The 9939-nt window shown below is 63.8% G+C and carries 15 protein-coding genes; 7 read left to right on the top strand and 8 right to left on the bottom strand.

Going from position 1 to position 9939, the window contains the following annotated elements; genetic code table 11:
- Positions 1-7 precede the first annotated feature (7 nt).
- On the bottom strand, positions 8-286 hold the full coding sequence (locus ACFO5X_RS03765) for an acylphosphatase (RefSeq protein ID WP_380715893.1): 279 nt from the start codon (positions 284-286) through the stop codon (positions 8-10).
- Positions 287-323: 37 nt separating this feature from the next.
- Between ACFO5X_RS03765 and lepA the strand changes: the two genes are divergently transcribed.
- Positions 324-2123 (top strand): translation elongation factor 4, encoded by a 1800-nt coding sequence (gene lepA / locus ACFO5X_RS03760; RefSeq protein WP_380715892.1) that lies wholly within the window; start codon positions 324-326, stop codon positions 2121-2123.
- Positions 2124-2274: 151 nt separating this feature from the next.
- Here lepA and ACFO5X_RS03755 read toward each other — a convergent pair whose 3' ends face one another.
- A complete protein-coding gene (locus tag ACFO5X_RS03755) occupies positions 2275-2733 on the bottom strand; it encodes an REP-associated tyrosine transposase (protein ID WP_380715891.1) in 459 nt (152 codons plus the stop codon).
- A gap of 266 nt (positions 2734-2999) precedes the next feature.
- Between ACFO5X_RS03755 and ACFO5X_RS03750 the strand changes: the two genes are divergently transcribed.
- The 3 genes from ACFO5X_RS03750 to ACFO5X_RS03740 all read left to right on the top strand — a co-directional run bounded on the left by ACFO5X_RS03750 (position 3000) and on the right by ACFO5X_RS03740 (position 4647).
- On the top strand, positions 3000-3878 hold the full coding sequence (locus ACFO5X_RS03750; protein WP_380715890.1) for a DUF2971 domain-containing protein: 879 nt from the start codon (positions 3000-3002) through the stop codon (positions 3876-3878).
- Between the two features lie 104 nt (positions 3879-3982).
- Positions 3983-4339 carry a DUF4112 domain-containing protein gene (locus tag ACFO5X_RS03745; RefSeq protein WP_380715889.1) on the top strand — a complete coding sequence of 119 codons (357 nt, stop codon included), beginning with the start codon at positions 3983-3985 and terminating at the stop codon, positions 4337-4339.
- A gap of 71 nt (positions 4340-4410) precedes the next feature.
- Positions 4411-4647 carry a hypothetical protein gene (locus ACFO5X_RS03740; RefSeq protein WP_380715888.1) on the top strand — a complete coding sequence of 79 codons (237 nt, stop codon included), beginning with the start codon at positions 4411-4413 and terminating at the stop codon, positions 4645-4647.
- 48 nt (positions 4648-4695) lie between these two features.
- On the opposite strand, the gene ACFO5X_RS03735 is transcribed toward ACFO5X_RS03740, so the two are convergent.
- The gene (locus ACFO5X_RS03735) at positions 4696-4839 is read right to left on the bottom strand and encodes a hypothetical protein (protein ID WP_380715887.1); all 144 of its coding nucleotides are present in this window, start codon (positions 4837-4839) and stop codon (positions 4696-4698) included.
- Between the two features lie 142 nt (positions 4840-4981).
- Between ACFO5X_RS03735 and ACFO5X_RS03730 the strand changes: the two genes are divergently transcribed.
- Both ACFO5X_RS03730 and ACFO5X_RS03725 read left to right on the top strand, forming a co-directional pair.
- Positions 4982-5197 carry a hypothetical protein gene (locus tag ACFO5X_RS03730; protein WP_380715886.1) on the top strand — a complete coding sequence of 72 codons (216 nt, stop codon included), beginning with the start codon at positions 4982-4984 and terminating at the stop codon, positions 5195-5197.
- A gap of 31 nt (positions 5198-5228) precedes the next feature.
- Positions 5229-5420, top strand: coding sequence for a CTP synthetase (locus ACFO5X_RS03725; protein ID WP_380715885.1), 192 nt, complete (start codon positions 5229-5231; stop codon positions 5418-5420).
- A gap of 732 nt (positions 5421-6152) precedes the next feature.
- Here the strand turns inward: ACFO5X_RS03725 and ACFO5X_RS03720 are convergent.
- Entirely contained in the window at positions 6153-6353 is a 201-nt protein-coding gene (locus tag ACFO5X_RS03720; RefSeq protein WP_380715884.1) for a hypothetical protein, read from the bottom strand.
- Between the two features lie 96 nt (positions 6354-6449).
- A complete protein-coding gene (locus ACFO5X_RS03715; protein ID WP_380715883.1) occupies positions 6450-7259 on the bottom strand; it encodes an alpha/beta fold hydrolase in 810 nt (269 codons plus the stop codon).
- A gap of 51 nt (positions 7260-7310) precedes the next feature.
- On the opposite strand from ACFO5X_RS03715, the gene ACFO5X_RS03710 reads away from it, so the two are divergent.
- The gene (locus ACFO5X_RS03710; RefSeq protein WP_380715882.1) at positions 7311-7685 is read left to right on the top strand and encodes a hypothetical protein; all 375 of its coding nucleotides are present in this window, start codon (positions 7311-7313) and stop codon (positions 7683-7685) included.
- Here the strand turns inward: ACFO5X_RS03710 and ACFO5X_RS03705 are convergent.
- Genes ACFO5X_RS03705 through glyA form a run of 3 tightly spaced genes read right to left on the bottom strand, consistent with a single transcriptional unit; the run spans position 7624 to position 9919 of the window.
- The gene (locus tag ACFO5X_RS03705; protein ID WP_380715881.1) at positions 7624-8511 is read right to left on the bottom strand and encodes a DUF817 domain-containing protein; all 888 of its coding nucleotides are present in this window, start codon (positions 8509-8511) and stop codon (positions 7624-7626) included. The genes ACFO5X_RS03710 and ACFO5X_RS03705 overlap by 62 nt on opposite strands.
- Positions 8508-8624, bottom strand: coding sequence for an RNA 2'-phosphotransferase (locus ACFO5X_RS03700; protein ID WP_380715880.1), 117 nt, complete (start codon positions 8622-8624; stop codon positions 8508-8510). Before ACFO5X_RS03700 ends, ACFO5X_RS03705 begins: the two co-directional genes overlap by 4 nt.
- Positions 8624-9919, bottom strand: coding sequence for a serine hydroxymethyltransferase (glyA, locus tag ACFO5X_RS03695; protein ID WP_380715879.1), 1296 nt, complete (start codon positions 9917-9919; stop codon positions 8624-8626). Before glyA ends, ACFO5X_RS03700 begins: the two co-directional genes overlap by 1 nt.
- Between the last annotated feature and the right edge of the window lie 20 nt (positions 9920-9939).

Raw genomic sequence — 9939 nt, 5'->3', positions numbered from 1 at the left:
GCGCGCCTCAGGGTTCCACCGCGAACCCCTCCGGCACCGCCTCCTCCGAGGGGGCGGTTGTGACCGCCGCGACCGCTGCCCGCTCGGGCCCGTGGTGCATCAGCCGCACCATGTCGGCCACCAGTTCGCCCCGCCCGGCGAGCAGCGCCTCGACCGACCCGTCGGGCGCGTTGCGCACCCAGCCGCGCAGGCCCAGCCGCTCGGCCTCGCGCCGCGTCCAGGCGCGGAACCAGACGCCCTGCACCCGGCCCGTCACCCGCACCCGCAGCACGACCTCACGCCCCATTGACCAAGCTCCATTTCCGCATCATATGCCCTGAATCATGACCGATCTCGCCCACATCCGCAATTTCTCCATCGTCGCCCACATCGACCACGGGAAATCCACGCTTGCCGACCGCCTGATCCAGGAGACCGGCACCGTCGCCACGCGCGACATGAAAGAGCAGTTGCTCGACGCGATGGACATCGAGCGCGAGCGCGGGATCACCATCAAGGCCAACACGGTCCGCATCGACTATACCGCCGACAACGGCGAGAAATACGTCCTCAACCTGATCGACACCCCCGGCCACGTCGACTTCGCCTACGAGGTCTCCCGCTCGATGCGCGCCGTCGAAGGCTCGCTGCTGGTGGTGGACAGCACCCAGGGCGTCGAGGCGCAGACGCTGGCCAACGTCTACCAGGCCATCGACGCCAACCACGAGATCGTGCCGATCCTCAACAAGATCGACCTGCCCGCCTCGGAACCCGAGCGCGTGAAGGAACAGATCGAGGACGTCATCGGCATCGACGCCTCGGGCGCCATCCTCGTCTCGGCGAAAACCGGCGTCGGCATCCACGAAACGCTCGAGGCCATCGTTCACCACCTTCCCGCCCCCAAGGGCGACCGCACCGCGCCGCTCAAGGCGATGCTGGTGGACAGCTGGTACGACAGCTACCTCGGCGTCATCGTCCTCGTCCGCATCATGGACGGCGTGCTGAAAAAGGGCGACCGCATCACCATGATGCAGAACGGCTCGATCCACCAGGTCGACCGCATCGGCGTCTTCCGCCCGCAGATGGCCGAGATCGCCGAACTCGGCCCCGGCGAGATCGGCTTCCTCACCGCCTCGATCAAGCAGGTCCGCGACACCCGCGTCGGCGACACCATCACGCACGAGAAGAAGGGCGCCGACAAGGCGCTCCCGGGCTTCAAGCCCTCGATCCCCGTCGTCTTCTGCGGCCTCTTCCCGGTCGATGCCAACGACTTCGAGGACCTGCGCGACAGCATCGAGAAACTCGCCCTCAACGACGCCTCCTTCTCCTTCGAGATGGAGACCTCGGCGGCGCTGGGCTTCGGCTTCCGCTGCGGCTTCCTCGGCCTGCTGCACCTCGAAGTCGTCCGCGACCGGCTCGAACGCGAATTCGACATCGACCTCATCACCACCGCGCCCTCCGTGGTCTATCACGTCTACATGCGCGACGGCACGATGCGCGAGCTGCACAACCCCGCCGACATGCCCGACATGACGCTGGTCGACCACCTGGAAGAACCGCGGATCAAGGCCACCATCCTCGTGCCCGACGAATACCTCGGCGACGTGCTCAAGCTCTGCCAGGACCGCCGCGGCATCCAGTCCGACCTCACCTACGCCGGCTCGCGCGCCATGGTCGTCTATGACCTGCCGCTGAACGAGGTCGTCTTCGACTTCTACGACCGCCTGAAATCGGTGACCAAGGGCTATGCCAGCTTCGACTATTCGCTGACCGGCTACCGCGAGGACAACCTCGTCAAGATGTCGATCCTGGTGAACGACGAACCCGTCGACGCGCTCTCGATGATGGTCCACCGCGACCGCGCCGAAATGCGCGGCCGGGCGATGGTCGAGAAACTCAAGGACCTGATCCCCCGCCACATGTTCAAGATCCCGATCCAGGCCGCCATCGGCGGCAAGGTCATCGCCCGCGAGACGCTGTCCGCCCTGCGCAAGGACGTGACCGCGAAATGCTACGGCGGCGACGCCACGCGGAAACGCAAGCTGCTCGACAAGCAGAAGGCCGGCAAGAAGAAGATGCGCCAGTTCGGGAAGGTGGAAATCCCGCAGGAAGCGTTCATTTCCGCGCTCAAGATGGACAGCTGACGTAGGGTGCGTGCTCGCCACGCACCATTCCACCCCCCGTAGGGTGCGTGCTCGCCACGCACCGCCGTCCCACCCCCCGTAGGGTGCGTGCTCGCCACGCACCATCCCAACGCTCCCCCGCTCCGCCATCGGTGCGTGACAAGCACGCACCCTACCGCCAATGGATCGACGAATACGGCCAGTCCTCGGGGCGGTCGACCAACCCGTGCCTGACCGGGTTCACCCAGCAATACTTCAGATGCGCGGTAAAATCCGCCTCATCGCGCAGATGGTGCTCCCAATACCGCCGCTGCCAGATGCCACGCTCTCCGCGTTTTGCGTGACTCTCCCGCCGCGCGCCAATCGGAAGCCCCCGCGAGAACCGGCTTTTGATAAGCCGCCATCGCGTCGGATAATCCCGGTCGCCCGTTGGTAAATCCCAGATGCAATGCAGATGATCCGGCAGGACCACCCAGGCCGAAATGCCAAAAGGCCGCTCGTCCCGCGTCAGCCGCACCGCCTCCCGCAACCGCGCGATCTCCTCGGTCAGCAGCGACGAGCCGCGATCCGCCAAGGCAACGGTAAAGAAGATGCTGGCCCCGGTGACCTCCGGGCGTCGATAGTTGGGCATGCCGCAGGGTGGCACGGGATTGGTTGCGGTTCGGTTAGCGGGCGAGGGGCATTTGCGGTGCGTGGCAAGCACGCACCCTACGGCCACGCTGTAAAACCGTCCCGCAAGCTGTCCCGAAGCGCTCCGGTGACTGCCCAGGCAGACGCTGTCCGTTGCGAACTGAACTTAATTCATGACAATTGGCCGATGATCAGTTTCATTGTGTTAGGCAGCGTGCGATTCCTTGGATGGGATTTACTATCTCCAAGCTTGTGCCATGGGGCTAAATGATGGACAAAAAAGACCTTTCACGAAGTGTCCCGGATCGGCTGTATAAATATCGGAGTGATTTATCAAGTTTTACTTTAGACGTTATTGATCGCAGTATTAGATATGGAGAGGTGTTTTTCTCGAAGTGCTCTGAATTGAATGACCCATTTGATAATCTTGCTGCGATCGAAGACTCGTCGATCAAGGATGTGCTGGCGCTACAGAGGAAGTATTTTGGAACGAAGCCGGTGATTTCGAAGAGAAGATTTGCGGAGCTTCGAGGTCAGCCTGCTAAGAAGAAGTCGGAACTCACTGCCCTTAAGCCTTCAGTCCAGATGGCTAAGGTCGAAATTTATTCGGTGAGAAAAACTCTTCAACTTCAAAAAGACAATGGTGCAATAGCATGCTACTCCGCTAAGCGATGTAATCTACCTATGTGGGCCCACTACGCAAATGCGGGAAAAGGGCTGGTGTTGGCATATCGCTACACTGAAAAATTCTATAAATTCCTAGACACTCCAGTTCCATTCCCTGTGGCATACTGCGACCGCCGCACAAAGTTGACAACTTTAGATGTTATACACTTCTCAAATCAGGATAAAAAAACTGTAGAGGGTGGCGATTCCGCCGCGAATAAATGCTTCAAAAGCATTTTCTTCGAAAAATCAAGTGACTGGTCCTATGAGGATGAGTGGCGCTTTGTCTTGGATAGGGGTGATCATGGATATCGAAAAGTACATTGTTTGGAGCTTTCGGAGATCATTTTCGGTCCTTTTGCCTCTTGCGCCTTTGTTCAGAGCGTGAATGAGGTAGTTCATGGGGCGGTTCCATTACTTAGAACTGCGCTCGACAAGTCGGAATTTGATCTATTCGAAACTCCGTTAGGTTCAAATTAATAACTGTTGCGTGGGCAATCTGCCCACCCCTGTCTACCACCACCCCCACTCCCCACGGAACCCACCCCCACCCCCCACCGTTCTCCCCCAAAGGAGAACGCCCGATGCCCGCACCCGCCCCGCGCCCCGACCGCGCCGCCGACCTCGCCCGGGCTGAAAAACTCGCCCGTCTCCTCGACACCCGCTGGGGCATCCCCGGCACGCCGCTCCGCTTCGGCTTCGACTCCGTGGTCGGCCTGATCCCCGGGGTCGGCGATACGCTGATGCTGCTGCCCTCGCTCTGGATCATGCACACGGCGTACCGCCATGGTGCCCCGGCGGGCACGCTGGTGCGGATGGCCGGCAACGCCGGTCTCGACTGGGTGCTTGGCTCGGTCCCGCTGGTCGGCGACGTCTTCGACCTGTTCTTCAAATCCCACCGCCGCAACGCCGCCCTGCTGCGCCGCGTTCTGCAATCGTAACCGCCCTCGACAGGGCGCCGCATCACCCTACCTTCCCCCTCGCGCATCCTGCGCCAACGGGAGGATCCCTCATGAAATATCTGCTTGCCGCCGTTGCGGCCACGCTGATCGCCGTGCCCGCCTGGGCCAATCACTGCCCGGCCGACATGGCCAAGATCGACGAAGCCCTGAAAACCGCGACCCTGTCCGAGGCCGACATGGCCAAGGTCAAGGAGCGGCGCGCAAAAGGCGAGGAAGAGCACAAGGCCGGCAACCACGCTGCCTCGGTCGAGACGCTGGGCGAAGCGATGAAGATGCTGGGGATGTAGCCCCGGACGGCCAACGGGACGCAACTGCGCCCCGTTGGTTCCTGACGATCAGAACAGCCCTTCGTCGCCGTTCTCTTCTTCCGCGATCTTGTCCGCCGCGACCACCGCACCGGCGCCCACCAGCGGGCCACAGGCCGAGAGTCCGGTCACGCCGGTCAGCAGAGCGATGGCAATCCATGTCTTCCAGGTCATGAGAGTATCTCCTTTGGGGTGAATTGCTGACTCAACCCCGCCGCGCCCCGCCGGTTCCCGTGGCACCATCCGCCCGGCACGGAACCGCCAGCCCCTGCGATACGTTTTCCCGTCAGGACACCACACCAAAGGGAGACCTTACATGCGTTACTGGCTCACCCATCTGATCTGTGCGCTGACCATCCTCTGCCTGGCCGGAGCCGCGCTGGTCGCCGCCTTTGTGCTCGGCTACTACACCTGGCCCGCCTTCGTGATCTCCGCGGTCATCGGCCTCGCCCTCGGCCTGCCGCTCGGCTGGTGGATCACCCGACTGATCAAGAAGGACGATCCGAACTGGCGCGCCCGCCGTCCGGCTTGAACCGGACAAGTCCGAGGATTAAGGCGGGTCCATGCTCGCCTTCATCCTTCACCTGTTTATCATCCTTCACCTGTTTATCGGCGCCACCCTTGCGGGAGTATTTATCGTGATCGCTCTGGTCGCGGGCCTTGTCACGGGGTGGGTGCTGGCGGGATGCGTCATTGCGGGGCTGATCCTCGCCTGGCCCCTGTCCCGGATGCTGGCGCGCACCCTTGGGGGCTGACACGCGACGTCTGCGCGTTTTCCCGCCGCAAGCATCTGATCGCAAACCCCCTTCCGGCTTATCCCGAATCTCCCCACAGAACGATCCCCCGGAATCTGCGCCCCACTCCGATTTTTGGTTTGCGCGACTCAGGTCCTCTTGCCACCCTGACCTTACCGCAACGGGTTTTCGAACCCCGAGCGGGGCGCAAGACCTCCTCGACCGCGCAGGCCGTAGCCCGTCTTCGGACCCTGGGACCGGCTCTGACGGAACAGGGACATGCGCCGGAACCCGGGGTCCTCGGACCTGGGCGTTCAGGCGGATGTCAAACGGGTCAGGCGCGTCGCAACCGGCTTCGGCCGGGGGTGACGGCGGGGGATCTCCGGATCGCCCGTGTGGGCCGCATCTCCCTCTGGGGGGAGAGGTTCAGGAAGGCGTCAGGCGATGCAAAGGACCGCGTCCGAGCACCTGGCGCCTTTTCCTTTTGGGCGGCCGTCTCAAGGGGTCTCCGGATCATCTGCCGCTAAACTTCCCGATTTCACGCCATCCGCCCCTTTGCCGCGCCAGAAAACGCGAAACCCGGCTGCCAGAGGCATCCGGGTTTCTGTCAGCGTCAAGCTGATGCATCCGCGTCCATGCACCTGTGCTCATCCTATATGGGGCCGGGCAGGGAATCAACCAAATCTGGTAGCTTACGCATGATTATAGAGGGCGGAGCGCCAGATCGCCTATATCTGGTGCCGTTCCTGACTGTCAGATCGCTTCCAGATCGCTGTCATGCTGGTCGCGTTGCAGGCTGGCCAGGATCACCAGCCCGAGCATCAGGGCAAAGCCGCCCCAGCATCCCGCGACATACCAGCCCAGCGTCGACCACAGGCTGGCGCCCTGCGCGGCAAGCGCATAGACCCCTCCCATAAGCCCCGCCGCCAGCGAAGACATAAGATAGCCCGTCATATCCCTGCTCCCTTTTTTCCGAGAGTAAGAGAATCCTCCGAAGAAATCTTGTCCAATTTTAGACAGAACGACCGGATTTGTGTCAAAAATGTGACATCACTGCGGCGCAGCGTCCAGAAAGGCCCGGACCGAGGCCTCGAATTCCCGCGGTTTCTCCGCGTGCAGCCAGTGCCCGGCCCCCGGAATCTTGGCAAATCGTGCGCGGGGAAACCGGGCGCGGATCGTCTCGCGATGCTCGGGCCCGACATAGTCCGACTCGGCGCCGGTCAGGAACAGCGCTGGCCCGTCCCAGCTGGCCGCGGTTTCGGGAAAGCCCATGATATCGGGCATCGCGCGCTCCAGCGTGTCCAGGTTCAGCTTCCACCGCTTGCCCGCAATATCCAGCGACTGGGTGAAAAAGCTCTGCAATGTCGGGCCAACGCCCAATTCTGCCAGCTGCGCCTCGGCCTCCGAACGGCGCGTCACCTGCCCCAGATCGACCGCCCGCATGGCGTGGATATAGGGCAGCTGGCTGTGCGTGTAGGTCACCGGCGCGATATCGGCGACCACCAGCCGCCGCAGCACCCCGGGATGCGTCAGAGCCAGCATCATCGCCGCCTTGCCGCCCATGGAATGGCCCACCAGATCGGCGGGCCGCCCCAGCGCGCCCATCACCTCGGCCAGATCCTCGGCCATCTCGGGATAGCTGTGCGTCTCGGTCCAGGCACTGTCACCGTGGTTGCGCATGTCCACCGCGATCACTTGGCGGCTGTCCGCCAGCCGCCGCGCGATGACGCCCCAGTTGCGCCCCGAGCCATAAAGGCCATGGGCGATGACGACGGGGGGCTTCTCGGTCTCGGTGCCGTGGACGATGCGGTTCAGCATATCCGCGTGATAACGAAACCACACCCGCGCGGCCAGCCCCATTGAGGCGCGCCGCGCCCCCCGCTAGATTGCCACGGCAACGGAGAATCCCCGGTGAGCAACAGCGAAACCCTCGACGCGCAGATCGACGAAATCCGCCTGCTGATGCGCAAGAAGCTCGGCGTGAAGGGGCGCACCTTCGGCGCCGCCCTGACCCGCGCCCGGCGTCGTCTGCCCAAGTCCCTGCGCGCCGAAGGCCAGGTGCTGGCGGCGGCGCTGCCCATGAAGGACCACCCGAAACTCGGCCGCACGCTCGATCACGCCCGTCTCACCCAGGCGGCCGGCGCCCTGCGCGATCACCTCGCCGGCATCGACCTCGCCGAACGCCGCAAGACGCTGGCGCTGTCGATCCTCGGCTCGATCGCCTTCAACCTTCTGCTGGTGCTGGTGATCGCCGTGACGGTCTACTACTGGCAATCGGCCGCCTGAGCAGCACGTCGCGGTATTCCAGCGTGACCGTGACAAAGCTGACGTACAGCAGCAGATACCACGATCCCATCTTGGCCAGACTGGCCCAGTGCTGGCCGGCATTGCCCGCATAGACCCAGGTGCCGGTCCCGGTGCCGACATTCTCGGCGATCCACAGGAACAGGCTCGACAGGAAGGCCGCCAGCACCATCGGCATCCAGTAGGTCCGCGCGCCGATGGTGAACCAGATCCGCGTCCGCCCGAACAGCAGCACCGTCGCCGCGAACAGCCCCAGCCGGATGTCAGGCAGGAAGTGATGCGCGAAGAAGTTGACGTAGATCCCGACGGCCAGCAGCAGCGTGGTCCAGAACGGCGGATAGGGGGCAAAGCGCATGTCGAAGATGCGGATCACCCGCGCCATGTAGCTGCCCACGGCCGCATACATGAACCCCGAGAACATCGGGATGCCGAAGATCTTCAGCACCCCCGCCTCGGGATAGGCCCAGCTCCCGGCCGAGACCTTGAAGATCTCCATCGCTGTCCCGGTCAGGTGGAACAGCAGGATCACCCGCGCCTCGCGCCAGGTCTCCAGCTTCAGCGCGAGGAAGACAACCTGCAGCCCCACCGCCCAGACCACCAGCGCATCATAGCGCGCCACCGGCCAGTCGGGCTGCCAGACCGCCTTGGTCGCCAGTATCCCCGCCAGCAGCAGAACGCCGAACAGACAGGCCCAGGCCTGCTTGAGGCCGAACATGACGAATTCGACCAGCCAGAACGGCAGCCACCCCCGCGCCCAGTCGCCAAGGGCCCGCTCGAGCGAGCGGGTATTCGACGGATGCGGGGTCACGCGATCCGCGCCCAGCCGCCCGCGTCCAGCGACAGGCCGATCCGGCCGGGATCGTGGCGCAGGATGAGGCTCAGGACCTTCGAGAGCCGTCTTGCCTCATCCCCGGCCGACATTACAGCGTCGGATACAGCGGGAACCGTGCGCACAGCGTCTCGACCTGGGCCTTCACCCGGGCCTCGACCTCGGCATTGCCCTCGTCCCCGTTCGCCGACAGACCGTCGACCACCTCGACGATCAGCCGGGCGATCTCGCGGAACTCGGCCTCGCCGAAGCCGCGCGTGGTGCCGGCGGGCGTGCCGAGGCGGATACCGCTCGTCACGAACGGCTTTTCCGGATCGAACGGCACGCCATTCTTGTTGCAGGTGATATGGGCGCGCCCCAGCGCGGCCTCGGCGGCCTTGCCGGTCACCTTCTTCGGCCGCAGGTCGGCCAGCATCAGGTGGTTGTCGGTGCCGCCCGACACGATGTCGATGCCGCCCTTCATCAGCTCGTCCGCCATCGCCTGTGCGTTCTTCACCACCTGCGCGGCATAGCTCTTGAACGACGGCTCCAGCGCCTCGCCGAAGGCGACCGCCTTGGCGGCGATCACATGCATCAGCGGGCCGCCCTGCAACCCCGGGAACACGGCCGAATTTACCTTCTTCGCGATATCCTCGTCATTGGTCAGGATCATCCCGCCGCGCGGGCCGCGCAGCGACTTGTGCGTCGTCGTCGTGACGACATGCGCATGGGGCAGGGGCGAGGGGTGCTGCCCGCCGGCCACCAGCCCGGCGATATGTGCCATGTCCACCATCAGGTAGGCGCCCACCTCGTCCGCGATCTTGCGGAAGGCGGCCCAGTCCCAGACGCGGCTATAGGCGGTGCCCCCGGCCAGGATCAGCTTGGGCTTGGTCTCCAGCGCCTTTTCGCGCACCGCTTCCATGTCCAGGATCTGATCCTGCGCGCGCACGCCATAGGACACCACGTTGAACCACTTGCCCGACATGTTGACCGGCGAGCCATGCGTCAGGTGCCCGCCCGAGTTCAGATCGAGCCCCATGAAGGTGTCTCCGGGCTTCAGCAGCGCCAGGAACACCGCCTGGTTCATCTGCGACCCCGAGTTCGGCTGCACGTTGGCGAACTTGCAGTCGAACAGCTGCTTCGCCCGCTCGATCGCCAGCGTCTCGGCCACGTCGACATACTGGCATCCGCCGTAATAGCGCTTGCCCGGATAGCCTTCGGCATATTTGTTCGTCATCACCGAGCCCTGCGCCTGAAGCACGGCCAGCGACACGATGTTCTCCGACGCGATCAGCTCGATCTCGTCGCGCTGGCGGCCGAGTTCGTCGGTGATGGCGCCAAAGATCTCGGGGTCGCGGCTGGCGAGGGTTTCGGTGAAAAATCCGGCGTCACGGTGGGGCGCGTTCATGGGGGGTCTCCGTCTGAGGA

It is taken from the genome of Seohaeicola nanhaiensis, from assembly GCF_042654245.1.
GTDB classification, from domain to species: Bacteria; Pseudomonadota; Alphaproteobacteria; order Rhodobacterales; family Rhodobacteraceae; genus Seohaeicola_A; species Seohaeicola_A nanhaiensis.
Note: the sequence above shows the minus strand (reverse complement) of the source record. Positions and strands in the feature narration are given on the sequence as shown.

Excerpts from the sequence above, each read along its gene's own strand:
- ACFO5X_RS03730 (WP_380715886.1), top strand. The coding sequence starts at position 4,982 with ATGCGTTACTGGCTCACCCATCTGATCTGTGCGCTGACCATCCTCTGC.
- lepA (WP_380715892.1), top strand. The coding sequence starts at position 324 with ATGACCGATCTCGCCCACATCCGCAATTTCTCCATCGTCGCCCACATC.
- ACFO5X_RS03750 (WP_380715890.1), top strand. The coding sequence starts at position 3,000 with ATGATGGACAAAAAAGACCTTTCACGAAGTGTCCCGGATCGGCTGTAT.
- ACFO5X_RS03755 (WP_380715891.1), bottom strand. The coding sequence starts at position 2,733 with ATGCCCAACTATCGACGCCCGGAGGTCACCGGGGCCAGCATCTTCTTT.
- ACFO5X_RS03765 (WP_380715893.1), bottom strand. The coding sequence starts at position 286 with ATGGGGCGTGAGGTCGTGCTGCGGGTGCGGGTGACGGGCCGGGTGCAG.
- ACFO5X_RS03725 (WP_380715885.1), top strand. The coding sequence starts at position 5,229 with ATGCTCGCCTTCATCCTTCACCTGTTTATCATCCTTCACCTGTTTATC.
- glyA (WP_380715879.1), bottom strand. The coding sequence starts at position 9,919 with ATGAACGCGCCCCACCGTGACGCCGGATTTTTCACCGAAACCCTCGCC.
- ACFO5X_RS03735 (WP_380715887.1), bottom strand. The coding sequence starts at position 4,839 with ATGACCTGGAAGACATGGATTGCCATCGCTCTGCTGACCGGCGTGACC.
- ACFO5X_RS03740 (WP_380715888.1), top strand. The coding sequence starts at position 4,411 with ATGAAATATCTGCTTGCCGCCGTTGCGGCCACGCTGATCGCCGTGCCC.
- ACFO5X_RS03700 (WP_380715880.1), bottom strand. The coding sequence starts at position 8,624 with ATGTCGGCCGGGGATGAGGCAAGACGGCTCTCGAAGGTCCTGAGCCTC.
- ACFO5X_RS03745 (WP_380715889.1), top strand. The coding sequence starts at position 3,983 with ATGCCCGCACCCGCCCCGCGCCCCGACCGCGCCGCCGACCTCGCCCGG.
- ACFO5X_RS03715 (WP_380715883.1), bottom strand. The coding sequence starts at position 7,259 with ATGGGGCTGGCCGCGCGGGTGTGGTTTCGTTATCACGCGGATATGCTG.
- ACFO5X_RS03720 (WP_380715884.1), bottom strand. The coding sequence starts at position 6,353 with ATGACGGGCTATCTTATGTCTTCGCTGGCGGCGGGGCTTATGGGAGGG.